Here is a 16335-nt window from a genome sequence, read left to right as displayed (position 1 = left end):
CCCTATGAGCAAGTCGTTCGTGCACCTGCACAACCACACCGAATACTCGATGTTGGATGGTGCCGCGAAGGTCTCGCCGATGCTGGCGGAGGCGCAACGGCTGCAGATGCCCGCGATCGGGATGACCGACCACGGCAACATGTTCGGCGCCAGCGAGTTCTACAACGGGGCCACCGCCGCCGGCATCACGCCGATCATCGGCATCGAGGCCTACATCGCGCCGGCATCCCGCTTCGAGACCAAGCGCATCCTGTGGGGAGACCCGGGCCAGAAGAGCGACGACGTCTCCGGCAGCGGCTCCTACACGCACATGACGATGGTCGCCGAGAATGCCACCGGCCTGCGCAACCTGTTCAAGCTGTCGTCGCTGGCGTCCTTCGAGGGCCAGCTCGGCAAGTGGGCGCGGATGGACGCCGAGCTGATCGCCGAGAACGCGAGCGGCATCATCGCGACCACCGGCTGCCCGTCCGGCGAGGTGCAGACCAGGCTGCGGCTCGGCCACCACCGCGAGGCGCTGGAGGCGGCAGCCAAGTGGCGGGAGATCTTCGGACCCGAGAACTTCTTTCTCGAGCTGATGGACCACGGTCTGTCCATCGAACGCCGGGTGCGCGACGGGCTGCTGGAAATCGGTCGCGCGCTGAACATTCCGCCGCTGGCCACCAACGACTGCCACTACGTCACCCGGGACGCCGCGCACAACCACGAGGCGTTGCTGTGCGTGCAGACCGGCAAGACGCTGACCGATCCGACCCGGTTCAAATTCGACGGTGACGGCTACTACCTCAAGTCGGCCGCCGAGATGCGTGAGCTCTGGGACGGCCAGGTCCCCGGTGCGTGTGACTCGACCCTGCTGATCGCCGAGCGGGTCAGCTCGTACGCCGAGGTGTGGGCGCCCAAGGACCGGATGCCGGTGTTCCCGGTGCCCGAGGGCCACGATCCGGCGTCGTGGTTGCGTCACGAGGTGGCGGCCGGACTGCGCCGCCGTTTCCCCGACGCGACGCCGGACGGCTACTCCGAGCGGGCCGCCTACGAGATCGAAGTCATCTGCGACAAGGGTTTTCCGTCCTACTTCCTCATCGTCGCCGACCTGATCAACTATGCGCGCTCGGTCGACATCCGGGTGGGCCCCGGCCGTGGCTCGGCCGCCGGGTCGCTGGTGGCCTACGCGCTGGGCATCACCGACATCGACCCGATCGAACACGGGCTGCTGTTCGAGCGGTTCCTCAACCCCGAGCGTGCGTCGATGCCCGACATCGACATCGACTTCGACGACCGCCGACGCGGTGAAATGGTCCGCTACGCCGCCGAGAAGTGGGGGCAGGACCGGGTCGCGCAGGTCATCACCTTCGGCACCATCAAAACCAAAGCGGCACTGAAGGATTCCGCCCGGATCCACTACGGGCAGCCCGGCTTCGCGATCGCCGACCGGATCACCAAGGCACTGCCACCGGCGATCATGGCCAAGGACATCCCGCTCTCGGGGATCACCGACCCCAACCACGAGCGTTTCAAAGAGGCCGCCGAGATCCGCGGCCTGATCGACACCGACCCCGACGTGCGCACCATCTATCAGACCGCCCGCGGACTGGAAGGCCTGATCCGAAACTCCGGCGTGCACGCCTGCGCGGTGATCATGAGCAGCGAGCCGCTGACCGACGTGATCCCGTTGTGGAAGCGGGCGCAGGACGGTGCGGTCATCACCGGCTGGGACTACCCGTCATGTGAGGCCATCGGCCTGCTGAAGATGGACTTCCTCGGCCTGCGCAACCTGACGATCATCGGCGACGCGCTGGTCAACATCAAAGAGAACCGCGGTATCGACCTCGATCTCGAGGCGGTCGCGCTCGACGACCCGGCCACCTTCGACCTGCTGGGCCGCGGCGAGACGCTAGGGGTGTTCCAGCTCGACGGCGGGCCGATGCGTGATCTGTTGCGCCGCATGCAGCCCACCGGGTTCGAGGACATCGTCGCCGTGCTGGCGTTGTACCGTCCCGGCCCGATGGGGATGAACGCCCACAACGACTACGCCGACCGCAAGAACGGCCGGCAGGCGATCAAGCCGATCCATCCCGAGCTCGAGGAGCCGCTGCGCGAGGTCCTCGCCGAGACCTACGGCCTGATCGTGTACCAGGAACAGATCATGCGCATCGCGCAGAAGGTGGCCGGCTACTCGCTCGCCCGAGCCGACATTCTGCGTAAGGCGATGGGCAAGAAGAAGCGCGAGGTGCTGGAGAAGGAGTTCGAGGGCTTCTCAGAAGGCATGCAGGCCAACGGATTCTCGGCCAAGGCCATCAAGGCGCTGTGGGACACCATCCTGCCGTTCGCCGACTACGCATTCAACAAATCGCACGCCGCCGGCTACGGCTTGGTGTCGTACTGGACCGCGTATCTGAAAGCCAACTATCCCGGCGAGTACATGGCCGGACTGCTCACTTCGGTCGGTGACGACAAGGACAAGGCCGCGGTGTATCTGGCCGACTGCCGCAAACTAGGCATCACCGTGCTGCCGCCGGACGTCAACGAGTCCGGGCTCAACTTCGCCTCGGTGGGCACCGACATCCGCTACGGCCTCGGCGCGGTGCGCAACGTCGGCGCGAATGTTGTTGCCTCGCTGATCAACACCCGCACTCACAAGGGTAATTACACCGATTTCTCGGATTACCTGAACAAGGTCGAGATCGCCGCCTGCAACAAGAAGGTCACCGAGTCGCTGATCAAAGCCGGCGCCTTCGACTCGCTGAAGCATCCGCGCAAAGGCCTGTTCCTGGTGCACACCGACGCGGTCGAGTCAGTGCTCGGCACGAAAAAGGCCGAGGCGATGGGGCAGTTCGACCTGTTCGGCGGCGACCCGGATGACGGGGGAGCGGGCGCCGACGCGGTGTTCACCATCCGCGTTCCCGACGAGGAATGGGACGACAAACACAAGCTCGCCTTGGAGCGGGAGATGCTCGGGCTGTACGTGTCCGGGCATCCTCTGAACGGCGTCGCGCATCTGCTGGCCACCCAGGTCGACACTCCGATCCCGGCGATCCTGGACGGGGATGTCGCGAACGAGACCATGGTGAAGGTCGGCGGCATCCTGGCATCGGTGAACCGGCGGGTGAACAAAAACGGAATGCCTTGGGCGTCCGCCCAATTGGAAGACCTCACCGGTGGCATCGAGGTGATGTTCTTCCCGCACACGTACTCGGCGTTCGGCGCTGACGTCATCGACGACACCGTGGTGCTGGTGACGGCGAAGGTCGCCATCCGCGACGACCGGATCTCGCTGATCGCCAACGACCTGGTGGTGCCCGACTTCAGCAACGCTCAGGTGAACCGTCCGCTGGCGGTGAGCCTGCCGACCCGTCAGTGCACCATAGATAAGGTCACCGCGCTCAAACAGGTTCTGGCGCAACACCCCGGGACCTCGCAGGTGCATCTGAGGCTGCTCAGCGGCGACCGCGTCACCACGTTGGAACTGGATGCCGCGCTGCGGGTGACCATGTCCCCGGCGCTGATGGGCGACCTGAAGGCGCTCCTCGGCCCGGGATGCCTGGGCGGCTAGGTCGCTCATTGCTGCACACGCCTCTCCGCCTGCCGGCGGTTGGCCGAACGCTCCGCTGGCCGCACACTCGCGTCCCAGCGCTCCGCTAGCCGCACACTCGGCGATTTAGAGCAGCGCCGGTGTGCTCGGATCTTTGTAGATCACACCGTCTTTCATGACAAAGTCGACCTTTCCGGTGACGTCGATGTCGGTCAGCGGGTCGCCCGGCATGGCGATCAGGTCGGCGATCTTGCCCTCGGCGATCACCCCGAGGTCGTCGAGACTTAACATTTCGGCGGCCACGCTGGTCGCCGCCTGCAGTGCCCGCAGCGGAGTGATTCCGGTGGACACCATCATCGGGAACTCGCGCCAATTCTCGTGATGCGGAAACATGCCGGCGTCGGTGCCGAAGGCAATTCGGACATCGCTGCCGGCCAGGCCTTCGGCCGCGTCGAGCAACGCGCTGCGGTATCTGATGAACTTGCGACGGGTGTGCTCCGGGAGTGCGGTCCAGTTCGGATTGTCATCACCGCCGCGGGCCTTGGACAGGATGACGTACTGGGTGGGCACCATGTACACGCCGGCGTCCTGGATCATGCGCAGCGTTGCCGGTGAGGCCAGATTGCCGTGTTCGACGCTGCGTACGCCCGCCCGCACGGCCCGCTGGACCCCCTCGTCGCCGTAACTGTGTGGCGTGGCCGGGATTTCGAGATCGGCAGCCGTGGCGACGAGAACGTCCATCTCCTCCTGGCTGTAGGTGGCATGCCCGGGGTCGTCCGACGGCGACGCGAAACCGCCGGTGGCGCTGAACTTGATCCAGTCGGCGCCGGCCCGGATCTGCTGACGGACGCGGGTGCGAATCTCGTCGTTGCCGTCGGCCGCGGCCAATTCCAGCGGTCGACAGCGATCCTGGTATTCGTCGGTCAGCATTCCGCTGAAATCGCCGTGGCCACCGCGGGCAGAGATCATGTGCGGCGCTACCAGCATCCGTGGGCCGACGACGAGCCCTGCCGCCACCGCGTTGCGCAGGTCGATGGTCGGGTAATCGACATCGCCGCAACCCAAGTCGCGCACGGTGGTGAACCCGTTGTCGAGCAGGGCCCGCAACACCGGCAGCGCCTTCAGCGTCTTGGCAACGCTCGAGTCGAGCGCCAGCAGCAGGCCCACCGGCGGCGCCAGCGTGACATGGGTGTGACAGTCGATGAAGCCCGGCGTCAGTGTGTGCCCGGGCAGATCGACCACGCGCGTGTCCGGGGTTGCCTCGATCACCTCCGCGACGCGCTTGATCCGGCCATCGCGCACCAGCACCTGCCGCGGTTGGGTGCGTGTAGAAATACCGTCCCACACGTCCGCGCCGGTGATCAGGGTCTGAGACATCGAAGCCACCGTCCTACCTTCTCAGAACCGGTACCGCAGAATCCGCGCCGAACGGGCACCGGATTTCGTCTTGCCCATCAGGCGGGTCGAGAGCCGCGCCGCGGTCGGGTAGAGATCGATCTCCGGCACGTGCGCCAGGCTGGTCTCCTCGACCAGGCGCAGCCTGGGACTCCAGCTCTCCGGAACGCGTGCGTCGTTGAAACCCCGGTAGTTCCACTGGTTTCCGACGGCGGGGAAGCCTACTTTCATCGCGGCGATGTTGAGCGGACTCACCCGCCCGTAGTCGTTGATCGCTATCTCACCGGACCCGAAGTGCTCCGGAATGTGGCGGAACAGGTCGACGATCACCGTCTCGGAGACGAAAGCCAGCAGCCCGTCCGCGAACAGAAAGGTGGGCCGGTGTGCGGGGATGTGGTCGGTCCACGAGTCGTCGGCCAGCGACGCGGGCACCGAATGTGCATGGGTGTCGGGCGGGACGACCCGGTCCCGTAGCGCGATGACATTCGGCAGGTCGACGTCGTACCAATCGACCGTGCGTGGTGGCGCCACCCGGCGCATGGGTGTTGCCAGCCCCGCTCCGAGGTCGACGACCACGGCGTCGCGATGCTGCGCGACAAAATCTCGAATCCGCTCATCCAGCAGCTTCGCGCGCAGCGCGGTCTGGCGGATCGCACTGGCGGGCACGCCCAAACCGTCGAAGTCGTAGTCGATTTTGGCGACGATGTCATCGGCCAGGGTGTCGCCGAGTATGGGCTTGGTCCAACGGCTGTCGACCGCCCGGGCGTACTGGGTGACGAACGCGGTCTGCTCGACAGGCGTCAAGTCGGTGATCGCAAATCCCATACCGGCAAGGTACTCCGGGACTAGCGTCAGCTGAGTGACCGCTCAGACGACCACCCCCGAGGCGCCGACCACGTTGTGCGAAGCATTTCAGCGCACCGCGGCGGTCGATCCCGATGCGACCGCCCTGCGGACCCCGGGCGGCGGGCAGACGATGACCTGGCGTGAGTATGCGGCCGGCGTGCGCGCGGTGGCGGCCGGACTGCACGGTCTGGGAGTTCGCCGCGGCGACACGGTGTCGCTGATGATGGCCAACCGGATCGAGTTCTACCCGCTCGAGGTCGGCGCCCAGCACCTCGGCGCCACGTCGTTCTCGGTGTACAACACGCTGGCGCCCGAGCAACTCGGCTATGTGTTCGACAACGCCGGCACCAAAGTCGTGATCTGCGAACAGCAGTACGTCGACGTGATCCGGGCCAGCGACGCCACCCTCGACCACATCATCTGCGTCGACGGCGCCCCGGACGGCACGCTGTCGCTGGACGACCTCCACGCCGCCGCGAACGACGAGTTCGATTTCGAGGCGACCTGGCGGGCGGTTCAGCCCGACGACGTGATCACCCTGATCTACACCTCCGGAACGACCGGCCACCCCAAGGGCGTGGAGATGACCCACGCGCACCTGCTTTTCGAGGCCCAGGCCCTCGACGCCGTTCTCGGTGTCCGGTTCGGAGATCGGGTGACGTCCTTCCTGCCGTCGGCGCACATCGCCGACCGCACGATGGCGCTGTACAACAACGAGGTGTCCGGCGCCCAGATCACGGTGGTGTCCGATGCCCGGGAGATCGCCGCCGCGCTGTCCGATGTGCATCCCACGACGTGGGCCGCCGTCCCGCGGGTGTGGGAAAAGCTCAAGGCGGCAATCGAATTCGCAATCACCCATGAGCCCGACGAGACCAAGCGCCAGGCCCTGCAATGGGCCATGGGCGTCGTGGCGAAGAAGGCCGCCGCCCTGGTTGCCGGCGAGCAGCTGTCCGATGAGGTGGCGGCGGAATGGCAGCAGGCCGACGATCTGGTGCTGTCGAAGCTGCGCGCGAAGCTCGGCTTCGACGAGTTGCGCTGGGCGGTCTCCGGCGCGGCACCGATCCCGCGGGAGACGCTGGCGTTCTTCGCGGGCATCGGCATCCAGATCGCCGAGGTGTGGGGTATGTCGGAGCTGAGTTGTGTTGCGAGCGTGACTCATCCGTCAGATGCGCGGCTGGGGTCGGTGGGCAAACTGCTACCCGGACTGGAGTCCAAGATCGCCGAGGACGGCGAGTACCTGGTGCGCGGTCCGCTGGTGATGAAGGGCTATCGCGGCGAGCCGGCCAAAACCGCAGAGGCGATCGACCCCGACGGCTGGTTGCACACCGGTGACATCCTCGAGGAGGACGACGACGGCTACCTGCGAATCGTCGACCGCAAGAAGGAACTGATCATCAACGAGGCCGGGAAGAACATGTCGCCGGCGAACATCGAAACCACCATTCTGGCGGCATGCCCGATGGTCGGGGCGATGCTGACCGTCGGCGACGGCCGGCCCTACAACACGGCGTTACTGGTCTTCGACGCCGATTCGGTCGGCCCGCACGCGGCCGACCTCGGGCTCGCGGACGCCTCACCGGATGCCCTGGCCGCGCATCCGGAGATGCTCGAGAAGATCGCGGCAGGCGTCGCGGCCGGCAATGCCAAGCTTTCGCGGGTTGAACAGATCAAGCGCTTCCGAGTGCTGCCTGCGTTGTGGGAGCCGGGCGGCGACGAGATCACGTTGACGATGAAGCTCAAACGCCGGCCGATCATGGCGAAATACGCCGCCGAGATCGACGAGCTCTACGCCGAACAACCGGGTCCGGACGTTCACGAGCCGGCCCGCGCCTCGTCGGCTCAACCGGCGTAGCGACGCGACCGTTCCGTCGCCAGCTCACGCTGCGCGCGCAGTGCCGTCACCAGTCCGCGTCGACGGTCGTCGGCGTCATCGGACGGTGATCCCGGGCGCTGGGCGGCGCTCCGAAACCTGTTCTCCGAGGCCGTTTCTGGCGCGTCGTCGCAGGTAGCGGAGAGGCATCGATCCGGCAGCGCCAGCTTGCAGATGGTGCGCACGGTGAGCAGGTACTGACGCAGCAGCGGACCGGTCGTGTAGGGCAGGTCGTAGGCGAGGAACACCGCACGTACCCGCTCGGCGACCTCCGGATACCGATTGTGCGGCAGATCGGGGAAGAGGTGGTGTTCGATCTGGTAGCAGAGATTCCCGGTCATGAACCGCAGCACCGGTCCCGCCTCGAAGTTCGCCGTGCCCAGCATCTGCCGGAGATACCAGTGTTCTCTGGTCTCGCTCTGCAGCACGGACGGAGTGAATTTCTCCGCCCCGTCGACGAAGTGACCGCAGACGATGACGATGTACGCCCACCCGCTGCGCAGGCCGTTGGCGACGATGTTCGCGCCCAGCGTGCGTCGCCATCGACGCCGGCTGAGGGCCGGGAACAGCACATAGTCCTTGATGGCCTGCCGGGACATCTTGCTCAGCAGCGCCGACTTCTGCGCCGATCTGCCGGCGTCGGTCGTCTCCTGCTGCTGCACCGCGACCACGCCGTACAGCGCGATGCCCCATTCGAAGGCCATCCCGAGCAGCACCGCGAACAGTGGCTGCAGCAGGGTCAGGGGTTGCCACTTCTGGTCGCGGCTGACCCGCAGGATTCCGAAGCCGAGGTCGGCGTCGACGCCGACGACATTGGTGAAGACGTGGTGTTGGTAGTTGTGGGTGTAGCGCCAGTGCGACGTGGGCGCGACGATGTCCCACTCCCAGGTGTTGGAATGGATCTCCGGGTCGTTCATCCAATCCCATTGACCGTGCGAGATGTTATGGCCCAGTTCCATGTTCTCGATACATTTCGCGGCGGCCAGCGCCATGGTTCCCACCGCCCAGCCGATTCGGCCTTTGGTCGCGGCGAGGGTCAACCGCGCAGCGATGTCCAGGCATCGCTGAAAAGCTATGGCGCGCATGATGTATGCCCGATCCTTGGCGCCGCGCGAAGATTCGGTGTCGCGACGGATCGCGTCCAACTCCGCGGTGAGTGCCGTCAGGTCGGCATCGCTGAGATGCGCATATTCGGGTACCTCGGTGATGGCCATCGCCCGTCACCCAGAAGTCGGGACGGGGGCGAAGGGACAGCTCTGACGAACCGAGCGGGAGTACCGCGGCATGGTGCGTCTCGTCCCATCGTTGGGTAGAGGCTCACCCCCGCGGCGCGAGGATCGGCACGACTACGGGTAAGCGAGCGGATCGAGGGCGAACTGTACACGGCAAACGCCGAGCTCCCGGTGAGGCGCGACGTGCTGGTGGACGCGCCCCATCCGCCCGCGCCTAAAGTGGTGACATGCCACTCGAAGGTGAATACGCCCCGTCCCCGTGGGACTGGTCTCGCGAGCAAGCCGACAAGATCGCCGAATCCGGCGGAACCGAAGGCACCGACATGAAAGGCATGCCGGTCATCCTGCTGACCACGGTCGGCGCCAAGTCCGGCAAGCTCCGCAAGACGCCGCTGATGCGCGTCGAGCACAACGGCGAGTATGCCGCCGTCGCGTCCCTGGGCGGCGCGCCGAAGAACCCGGTCTGGTACTTCAACATCGCCAAGAACCCGCGGGTCGAACTGCAGGACGGCACCGTCACCAAGGACTACGACGCTCGCGAGGTCTTCGGCGACGAGAAAGCCGTCTGGTGGGAGCGGGCCGTGGCCGCGTATCCGGACTACGCCGACTACCAGGAGAAGACGGACCGGCAAATTCCGGTGTTCGTACTGACCCCTGTGCACTGAACGCGCAGCTTGGTGGCACCATTGACCAGTGTCCGCCGAATTGAGTCAAAGCCCGAGCACCCGGGGTAGTGGGCCGCTGCGCGCGGCCGACATCGACGCGGCGGCCACCCGAATTGCCGGCGTGGTCACCCCCACACCGCTGCAGTTTTCCGACCGGTTGTCCGCGACCACCGGGGCGAACGTTTACCTGAAACGCGAAGACCTGCAGACCGTGCGCTCCTACAAGCTGCGCGGCGCCTACAACCTGCTGGTGCAGCTGTCCGACGCCGAACGGGCGGCCGGCGTGGTCTGCTCGTCGGCGGGCAATCATGCGCAGGGCTTCGCCTACGCCTGCCGCACCCTGGGTGTTCGCGGTCGCGTCTACGTCCCGGCCAAGACGCCGAAACAGAAGCGCGACCGCATCCGGTACCACGGCGGCGAGTTCATCGAGCTGATCGTCGGCGGATCGACCTACGACCTGGCCGCCGCGGCGGCGCTCGCCGACGTGCAACGCACCGGCGCCACGCTGGTGCCGCCGTTCGACGACCCGCGCACCATGGCGGGCCAGGGCACCATCGCCGTCGAAATCCTGGACCGACTCGATGACGAACCGGATCTGGTGGTGGTTCCGGTCGGCGGCGGCGGCTGCATCGCCGGCATCACCACCTACCTCGCCGAACGAACCAGTAAGACATCGGTGCTGGGCATCGAGCCGGCGGGTGCAGCCGCGATGATGGCCGCGCTGGCCAACGGCGGACCGGTGACCCTCGATCACGTCGACCAATTCGTCGACGGAGCCGCGGTGAGCCGGGCCGGCACGCTGACCTACGCCGCCCTGGCCGCGGCCGGAAACATGGTCTCGATCACCACGGTCGACGAGGGCGCGGTGTGTACCGCGATGCTCGACCTCTACCAGAACGAGGGCATCGTCGCCGAGCCCGCCGGCGCCCTCGCGGTAACCGGACTGCTGGAAGCCGACATCGAGCCGGGCTCCACCGTGGTCTGCCTGGTATCGGGCGGAAATAACGACGTGTCGCGCTACGGCGAGATACTCGAGCGGTCGCTTGTTCACCTCGGCCTCAAGCACTACTTCCTGGTCGACTTCCCACAGGAACCCGGTGCGCTGCGCCGCTTCCTGGACAGCGTGCTGGGGCCGAACGACGACGTGACGCTGTTCGAGTACGTCAAACGCAACAACCGAGAAACTGGCGAAGCGCTGGTCGGCATCGAGCTGGGTTCGGCGGCCGACCTGGACGGACTGCTGGAACGCATGCATGCCACCGAGATGCAGATCGAGGCGATCGAGCCGGGTTCACCGGCCTATCGCTATCTGCTCTAGGTGGCTGCTCCGCTCACCGGGTCTCGACAACCCGCTGGGCGACGTCGGCCAACCGCACGTTCATTTGTTGGGACAGTTTTCGCAGCATGTCGAAAGCGGCGAGGGCATCGACACTGAAACGCTCCATCAGCATGCCCTTCGCCTGGCCGATGACGTCGCGGCTGAGCAAAGCGGCCTGCAGTTGCTGGCTGTCGCGGCTGGCGAGGATGGCCGCGGCGGCGTGCGCAGCGAGTATCGAGCCGATCATCTCGGAGTCGGCGTCGAAGCTGTGCGGCCGCCGCGAGAAGACATTCAACGCGCCCGCGGTCCGGTCTCCGGTGTAGAGCTTGAAGGAGATGCTGCTGCGCACCCCGAGTTTGCAGACCTCTCGCGAATAATCGCCCCACCGGGTCTCGGTCTCGAAGTCCTCGGTACGGACCACCAAGTCTTTTACGGCCGCATCGACACACGGCCCGGCGTTGTGCTTTTCCTGGAGCCGATCCACTTCGTAGATCAGATCGGACGTGCCGGACAGCGACTCGAACTTGCCGCCTTTGGAGACCAGCAACACGCCGGCGGTGTCGGCACCGTCGAGCAGTTCGACCGTTGTCGCGGTGACACCACTCAGGACAGCCTCGATATCGCGTGGGGCGGCTACTGATCGGGCTAACTCGGCCATACGCTGGGCCAACTCATGCGCCGGTTGATTCGGCATATTTCGAGTTGTTCCCTTAATGCCGGGTACCTAACCCGAGCGTGGAGGTCATCGAATGTCCTCGACAGCCTTCTTCGCCTCGGCCAGTCCGGCGCCGGTCAACGTGCGGTATTCCTTGATCGCGGCGATCAGGTTGCCGCGTCGGGCGAGTTCGACGACGGACTGCGGCATTCCGGCGGCGTTGGCCGCGGCGAACGGCACGTAGCCATCCGGAAACAGCAGCTGAAGTTGCTTTTCGATGTAATCGAGACGGGCTCGGGCACCTTCGTCGACGTCGCTCACATCCGAAAGCTACCGGATGGCACAGCGCTAGCCCAGCACTGCGACCGTCTCGTCGTTGGCGCGAAAAATCGGCTCCAACGGAATGGCGAATCGCTCGGCCATGTCGGTCAACGACCTCGACCAGACCAGTTCGATGGTCGACGCCGGTCCGCGGCCGGGGCCGGACAGCAGCAGCGCCACCGTGGTGTCCGGTTCCAGCTCGTCGAGCAGGGTCCGCATCGACGACATCAGGTTCCAGACGATCCGGCCGCGCGGCCGTGGGCGCATCGGGACGTGGCAGAGCTTCTTAGCGAAGCAGCGGTCCGGCCCGATCAACCCGAACCACAGCAGGCGGGTGCCAAACCCCAGCGGACCCATCAGCGCACGCCAACGCTCGCGCAGGTCCTGGGTTGTATGCACTGGATCGCAGGCGGTCTGAATGGGCGGGATCGGCAACACATCAGGCTGAGTCATCCGCGCATCATGAAAGGCCGCGAACGGGAGCGGTAGTCAGTTGTCCACAGCGCGCAGAATCACGAACGAATGCGGCGGCAGCTCAGTGCTGTCCGCTCCGACCTCGAACAGCTCCGAGCCCAGCACCACGCTCCCGGTGAAGGGGACTGTCGCGCGGTCGACGCCGAGATTGCAGACCACCGTCAGGGCACCCCGGCGCAGCGCGATCCAGCGACGCTCTTCGTCGTAGTCGACGATCAGATTGTCCAGCCAGGGAACACCGAGATCGCTCTCGTTGCGCCGCAACGCAATCAGCTCCCGGTAGATCCGGAGTAATTTCGCGTGGTCGGCCTGATCGACCTCAGCCCAGTCCAGCTTCGAGCGCTGGAAGGTCTGCGGGTCCTGCGGGTCGGGGATGTCGTCGGCGTTCCACCCGTGGTCGGAGAATTCCCGCTTGCGGCCCTCGGCGGTGGCGCGGGCCAATTCGGGTTCGGGATGCGAGCTGAAGAACTGGAACGGTGTCGAAGCTCCCCACTCTTCACCCATGAAAAGCATTGCGGTGTATGGCGATGTCAACACCAGCGCGGCCTTGACCGCGAGCTGACCGTAGGTCAGATTCTGCGACGGCCGGTCGCCGAGAGCGCGGTTGCCGACCTGGTCGTGGGTGCAGGTGTAGGCCACCAGCCGGGTGGCCGGGATCCCGGAACCCTCGGTGGTGTCCAACGGTCGGCCGTGGCGTCGCTGCCGGAACGACGAGTACGTCCCGGCGTGGAAGAACCCGTGCCGCAACGTCTTTGCCAGGGTGGCCAGCGAACCGAAGTCGGCATAGTAACCCTGGCGCTCGCCGGAGACTGCGGTGTGGATGGCGTGGTGGATGTCGTCGTCCCACTGTCCGGTCATACCCAGACCGTGCTCCGGCCGGGGAGTGATCATGCGTGGGTCGTTGAGGTCGCTCTCGGCGATCAGCGACAGCGGGCGCCCCAGTTGCTCGGCCAGCGCCTCGGTCTCGGCGGCCAGCTCTTCGAGGATGTGGATCGCGGTGGTGTCGAACAATGCATGCACGGCGTCCAGTCGTAGGCCGTCGGCGCCGAAGTCCCGCATCCAGCGCAGCGCGCAGTCGATGATGTAACGGCGTACCTTGTCGGATTGCGCGTCGGCGATGTTGATGCCCTCACCCCAGGGGTTGCTCGCCGACGACAGGTAGGGCCCGAACCGCGGCAGATAGTTGCCCGACGGTCCGAGGTGGTTGAACACGGCGTCGATCAACACCCCGAGGCCGCGGCGGTGACAGGCGTCGACGAATCGGACCAAACCGTCTGGGCCGCCGTATGGTTCGTGCACGGCGTACCACAGCACGCCGTCATAGCCCCAGCCGTGGGTGCCGGAGAACGCGTTCACGGGCATGACTTCGACGAAGTCGACCCCGAGGTCGACCAGGTAGTCCAGTTTGTCGACGGCCGCAGCGAAAGTACCTGCCGGGGTGAAGGTTCCGATGTGCAGCTCGTAGATCACCGCGCCCGCGACCGGACGGCCGGACCAGCCGGTGTCGGCCGACTCCGGGCGCTGCCACAGCTGTGAGGCTTCGTGCACGCCGTCGGGTTGACGCGGCGATCGCGGGTCGGGCAGTACATCGGGATCGTCGTCGAGCAGGAAGCCGTAGCGGGCGTCCGGTGCTGCGTCGGCACTCACCCGCCACCAGCCGTCGTCATCGCGGGTCATCGGCAGCACCGTCCCGTCGACGTCGACGCGAACGGTTTCCGGTTTCGGCGCCCAGACCGCGAATTCAGGCATCGGTGCGCTCCAGCAGTACGACCGGGAGTTCGGCGAACAATTCAGCAGCAGGCACGGTTCCCCCGAGTCTCGAGCCGGTGAGCGTGTTGGTCCACGAGCCGTCCGGCAGCGTCACCGCGGTGTCGCCCCAGCCGGTCTGCTCGAGGCGCACGGTCCAACGGGTCACCGCGACCAGTACATCGTCACCGCGTCGGTACGCCACCACGTGCTCGGCGCCGGCACCGGCGGCCAGCACCGGGTGGTAGCCGCCGTCCAGGAATGATTGCGAGCGGCCCCGCCGCAGCTGTAGGGCGGCCTTGACGACTCGAATCTTACTGTGCTGCAGCGATTTCAGTGCCTCGCGGCGAGTCGCGTAGTCGACCGCGCGCCGATTGTCGGGGTCGACCAGGCTGTCGTCCCACAGTTCGGTGCCCTGATAGATGTCCGGGATGCCCGGCGAGGTCAGCGACAGCAGCTTCTGGCCCAGCGCATCGTTTTCCGCGTGCGGCTGCAACCGCACGACCAGGGTGGTCAATTCGCGGGCGATCGGGCCGTCCAACACGGCGTTTAGCCACCCGTGAACGGCGTCTTCGAAGTCGGCATCCGGGTCGTTCCACGTGGTGTGCCAGGCCGCTTCGCGGATAGCCTTCTCGGCATAGGCGTGCAGCCGGTCGCGAAGCTCGTCGGTGACGGCGCCGTCGGTGGGCCACACACCGAAGATGTTCTGCCACAGGAACAGTCCGGTCGCCGGGTCGGGGGAGGGGGTCGACTGCTCCCAGCGGGCGACGAACTCGGTCCATAGCGCCGGCACCTGCGACAGCACCCCGATCCGGGCGCGGACGTCCTCGCCGCGTTTGGTGTCATGGGTCGACAACGCCGTCATCGCGTGCGGCCACAGCCGGACCCTGGCCGACGCGCGGGCGTGAAACTCGGCAAGGCCGACCCCGAAGTCGTGTGGTTCACCGCCGACCTCGTTCAGCGACACCAGGCGGGCGTCGCGGTAGAACAGACAATCCTCGACGGCCTTCGCGGTCACCGCGCCACACAGCTGCTGCAGTCGTACCGCGGCCTCCCCGTCGTCGGCGACCGCCGCCGCGATCAGTTGCAGCGGAACGTCGAGTTCAGGTGTGGCGGAAAGGGTTGCGGCCAGAGCGGTCGGCAGGATTGCCGCCAGGCTGCGGTAGTCACTGCGGTACACGTCGACGTGAGTCAGCAGCGCCGCGACCGCGTCGGGCAGTTGCGGATGGTCGGCGCCGGCCGCCGCGACGATGCACCGCCGCAGCCGGGCCAGCTCGCTGGCCAACGTGTCGGTCGCCGAGGAGATCTTGAGTTCGGCGGCGGACACATCGGAGTCGTCGACGTCGGCGGAGTCGACCAGCGCCGTCAGCGCCTGCGCGCCTTGCGGATCGACGAACACCCCGCCGACCTCACGCAGCGCGTCATACCCCGTGGTGCCGGCCACCGGCAACGACGGATCCAGTGGCTCGTCGACGGCCAGGATCTTCTCGATCACGATCCAGGCGTCGGGCCCGGTCACTTCGCGAAGCCAGCCCAGATAGCCGGTCGGATCCGCCAGGCCGTCGGGATGATCGATCCGCACCCCGTCGACGAGTCCGTCGGCGAACCACCGCGCGACCTCGGCGTGGCTGGTGTCGAATACCGCACGGTCTTCCTGGCGCAGTCCGGCCAGCGACGTGATCGAGAAGAATCGGCGATAGCCGACCACCCCGTTGCGCCAGCCGATCAGCCGGTAATGCTGGCGATCGTGCACCTGCGGGCCGGTGCCCTGCTCGGTGCCGGGCGCAATCGGCAGGGCCAGATCGCCCAGTCGCAGCAGATCGCCGTCGACGGTCAGGTCGGCGACGTCGTCGTCAGAACCCAGCAGCGGCAGCACAATCCGGCCGTCACCCAGTTCCCAGTCGATGTCGAAGAACGACGCGTACTGCGAGTCCTGCCCGTGTCGCAGCACGTCCCACCACCACGGGTTCTGCTCGGGGGCGTCCACCCCGACGTGGTTGGGAACGATGTCGACGATCACGCCGAGGCCGCGGGCCCGGGCCGCCGCCGAGAGTCGCGCCAGCCCTCCTGGGCCGCCGAGTTCGGCGGACACCGTGGTGGGGTCGGTGACGTCGTACCCGTGCGTCGATCCGACCACCGGGGTCAGGATCGGCGACAGGTAGAGGTGCGAGACGCCCAGATCGTCCAGGTAGTCGATCAGCTTCTCGGCGTCGGCGAAGGTGAATCCGAACCCACTGGCAGCACCCCGCAGCTGCAGCCGGTAGGTGGACAGTACCGGAAATACCAT

12 protein-coding genes are annotated in these 16335 nt (G+C 66.5%); 4 read left to right on the top strand and 8 right to left on the bottom strand.

From position 1 onward, the window contains the following. The first annotated feature begins 4 nt into the window (after positions 1-4). Entirely contained in the window at positions 5-3547 is a 3543-nt protein-coding gene (gene dnaE / locus ACZYW1_RS00660) for a DNA polymerase III subunit alpha (RefSeq protein WP_463782415.1), read from the top strand. A 105-nt stretch (positions 3548-3652) separates the two neighbouring features. Here the strand turns inward: dnaE and ACZYW1_RS00655 are convergent, their stop codons facing one another. Both ACZYW1_RS00655 and ACZYW1_RS00650 read right to left on the bottom strand, forming a co-directional pair. Further along, on the bottom strand, positions 3653-4903 hold the full coding sequence (locus ACZYW1_RS00655; RefSeq protein WP_463782414.1) for a metal-dependent hydrolase family protein: 1251 nt from the start codon (positions 4901-4903) through the stop codon (positions 3653-3655). A gap of 21 nt (positions 4904-4924) precedes the next feature. Next, the gene (locus ACZYW1_RS00650; protein ID WP_463782412.1) at positions 4925-5746 is read right to left on the bottom strand and encodes a class I SAM-dependent methyltransferase; all 822 of its coding nucleotides are present in this window, start codon (positions 5744-5746) and stop codon (positions 4925-4927) included. A 34-nt stretch (positions 5747-5780) separates the two neighbouring features. Here ACZYW1_RS00650 and fadD11 point away from each other — a divergent pair, with 34 nt between their 5' ends. Next, positions 5781-7619 (top strand): fatty acid--CoA ligase FadD11, encoded by a 1839-nt coding sequence (fadD11, locus tag ACZYW1_RS00645; protein WP_463782410.1) that lies wholly within the window; start codon positions 5781-5783, stop codon positions 7617-7619. Here the strand turns inward: fadD11 and ACZYW1_RS00640 are convergent. Beyond that, positions 7607-8851: a fatty acid desaturase family protein gene (locus ACZYW1_RS00640; RefSeq protein WP_463782408.1), complete on the bottom strand. Its 1245-nt coding sequence runs from the start codon at positions 8849-8851 to the stop codon at positions 7607-7609. The two genes, fadD11 and ACZYW1_RS00640, sit on opposite strands and share 13 nt — an antisense overlap. Before the next feature lie 245 nt (positions 8852-9096). On the opposite strand from ACZYW1_RS00640, the gene ACZYW1_RS00635 reads away from it, so the two are divergent. Further along, positions 9097-9534: a nitroreductase family deazaflavin-dependent oxidoreductase gene (locus tag ACZYW1_RS00635; RefSeq protein WP_463782406.1), complete on the top strand. Its 438-nt coding sequence runs from the start codon at positions 9097-9099 to the stop codon at positions 9532-9534. A 28-nt stretch (positions 9535-9562) separates the two neighbouring features. Further along, a complete protein-coding gene (ilvA, locus tag ACZYW1_RS00630) occupies positions 9563-10852 on the top strand; it encodes a threonine ammonia-lyase (protein ID WP_463782404.1) in 1290 nt (429 codons plus the stop codon). A gap of 13 nt (positions 10853-10865) precedes the next feature. On the opposite strand, the gene ACZYW1_RS00625 is transcribed toward ilvA, so the two are convergent. Genes ACZYW1_RS00625 through treY form a run of 5 tightly spaced genes read right to left on the bottom strand, consistent with a single transcriptional unit; the run spans position 10866 to position 16335 of the window. Beyond that, positions 10866-11546, bottom strand: a complete 681-nt coding sequence (locus ACZYW1_RS00625) for a GAF and ANTAR domain-containing protein (protein ID WP_463782402.1) — start codon at positions 11544-11546, stop codon at positions 10866-10868. A 48-nt stretch (positions 11547-11594) separates the two neighbouring features. After that, positions 11595-11828, bottom strand: coding sequence for a hypothetical protein (locus ACZYW1_RS00620; RefSeq protein WP_463782401.1), 234 nt, complete (start codon positions 11826-11828; stop codon positions 11595-11597). Positions 11829-11855: 27 nt separating this feature from the next. Next, on the bottom strand, positions 11856-12281 hold the full coding sequence (locus ACZYW1_RS00615; protein ID WP_463782399.1) for a hypothetical protein: 426 nt from the start codon (positions 12279-12281) through the stop codon (positions 11856-11858). A 36-nt stretch (positions 12282-12317) separates the two neighbouring features. Further along, the gene (gene treZ / locus ACZYW1_RS00610; RefSeq protein ID WP_463782398.1) at positions 12318-14051 is read right to left on the bottom strand and encodes a malto-oligosyltrehalose trehalohydrolase; all 1734 of its coding nucleotides are present in this window, start codon (positions 14049-14051) and stop codon (positions 12318-12320) included. Beyond that, positions 14044-16335 carry a malto-oligosyltrehalose synthase gene (gene treY / locus ACZYW1_RS00605; protein ID WP_463782396.1) on the bottom strand — a complete coding sequence of 764 codons (2292 nt, stop codon included), beginning with the start codon at positions 16333-16335 and terminating at the stop codon, positions 14044-14046. The genes treZ and treY overlap by 8 nt, the downstream gene beginning before the upstream one ends.

The organism is Mycobacterium sp. IDUB_36 (genome assembly GCF_055419225.1).
Note: the sequence above shows the minus strand (reverse complement) of the source record. Positions and strands in the feature narration are given on the sequence as shown.

What these genes read in the sequence shown, in the direction of transcription:
- ACZYW1_RS00625 (WP_463782402.1), bottom strand. Translation starts at nt 11,546, where the DNA reads ATGCCGAATCAACCGGCGCATGAGTTGGCCCAGCGTATGGCCGAGTTA.
- ACZYW1_RS00635 (WP_463782406.1), top strand. Translation starts at nt 9,097, where the DNA reads ATGCCACTCGAAGGTGAATACGCCCCGTCCCCGTGGGACTGGTCTCGC.
- ACZYW1_RS00640 (WP_463782408.1), bottom strand. Translation starts at nt 8,851, where the DNA reads ATGGCCATCACCGAGGTACCCGAATATGCGCATCTCAGCGATGCCGAC.
- dnaE (WP_463782415.1), top strand. Translation starts at nt 5, where the DNA reads ATGAGCAAGTCGTTCGTGCACCTGCACAACCACACCGAATACTCGATG.
- treZ (WP_463782398.1), bottom strand. Translation starts at nt 14,051, where the DNA reads ATGCCTGAATTCGCGGTCTGGGCGCCGAAACCGGAAACCGTTCGCGTC.
- ACZYW1_RS00615 (WP_463782399.1), bottom strand. Translation starts at nt 12,281, where the DNA reads ATGACTCAGCCTGATGTGTTGCCGATCCCGCCCATTCAGACCGCCTGC.
- ACZYW1_RS00655 (WP_463782414.1), bottom strand. Translation starts at nt 4,903, where the DNA reads ATGTCTCAGACCCTGATCACCGGCGCGGACGTGTGGGACGGTATTTCT.
- treY (WP_463782396.1), bottom strand. Translation starts at nt 16,335, where the DNA reads ATGGTATTTCCGGTACTGTCCACCTACCGGCTGCAGCTGCGGGGTGCT.
- ACZYW1_RS00650 (WP_463782412.1), bottom strand. Translation starts at nt 5,746, where the DNA reads ATGGGATTTGCGATCACCGACTTGACGCCTGTCGAGCAGACCGCGTTC.